Genomic DNA, 1,017 nt, shown 5'->3' with positions numbered 1-1,017 from the left:
CCGGTTGATTGATGAGCCCATCACAGGAACCGAGCGAAGCTAAAGCTGTGAGCCAGGCGCAGCACGCCGGTCCAGCACGAGTACGAAGCATCGAAATGGGGTAGACGGCGCCGGGCAACTGGTGGACCTGATCCGCAAGCACTAGGAAGACGACATACCGAAGTCGACGGTTTTGTCGATCATGAAAGAGCTGGGGATCGAGGCAAACCGATGAGTGCCTTCAAGAACACGACGGTGCGTGATCACCAGACGGGTTGTTAGCGGCCATGAAAAACTGCCCATAGGCGGCCAAATAATTGCCCACCGACGGACAGCAGAAATGCCCGCCAGCGGCCAGCAAAAACGCCCATCCGTGGCCATCACTTCTGCCCACTGATTATCAAAGTCCACCTCTTTATCAGCGCCCACGCCACCAAACGTGACGCGGGCCCCTTCTTGGGGTTTGATGACGATGTCTAGTCACATCAAAACCAAACCAAGAAGAGGCCCTATATGAAGTCTGACGGAGTAATCATGGAAATTCTCGCAGCTTACGACTCAACAGGATCGTTTCGTTCCGCCGGTGACCTCGCCGGCTGTTCGCACCACACAGTCAAGAAATACGTTGCAGCCCGCGACGCGGGCACCCCGATCCCAACAACCACGCCGCGGTCAAAAAACACCGACGACTACCTGAAATACATCGATCGGTACGTCGAGGAGACCAAAGGCAAAATACGCGTGGACAAAGTCCATGAGCGGATCCAACGGGTCGGCTACACCGGCTCAGAACGCTCCACCCGGCGTGCGGTGAATCTGGCAAAGCGGTCCTGGCGTGCGGTGAACCAACGAGTTCATGCTCCATGGGTCACCGAGCCGGGGCGTTGGCTCCAATACGATTTCGGCGACGGGCCGATCATTGACGGCTTCAAGACAGTGCTGTTCGTTGCCTGGCTGGCCTGGTCACGATTCCGGATCGTCATCCCCTTGCGGGATAAAAGCATGCCCACGGTATTCGCCAGGGTTCTGGACATGCTC

General features: G+C 57.1%; 2 pseudogenes. Both read left to right on the top strand.

Annotated elements, in window-relative coordinates:
* Positions 1-11: 11 nt before the first annotated feature.
* A pseudogene (locus tag CIK76_RS19765) lies at positions 12-249 on the top strand (IS3 family transposase); the annotation flags it as partial.
* 264 nt (positions 250-513) lie between these two features.
* A pseudogene (locus CIK76_RS05710) lies at positions 514-1,017 on the top strand (IS21 family transposase); the annotation flags it as partial.

Origin of the sequence: Glutamicibacter sp. BW80 (assembly GCF_002332385.1) — a bacterium.
Lineage (GTDB): Bacteria > Actinomycetota > Actinomycetes > Actinomycetales > Micrococcaceae > Glutamicibacter.
The sequence above is the reverse complement of the archived record's forward strand: the minus strand, read 5'-3'. Positions and strand labels throughout refer to the sequence as shown.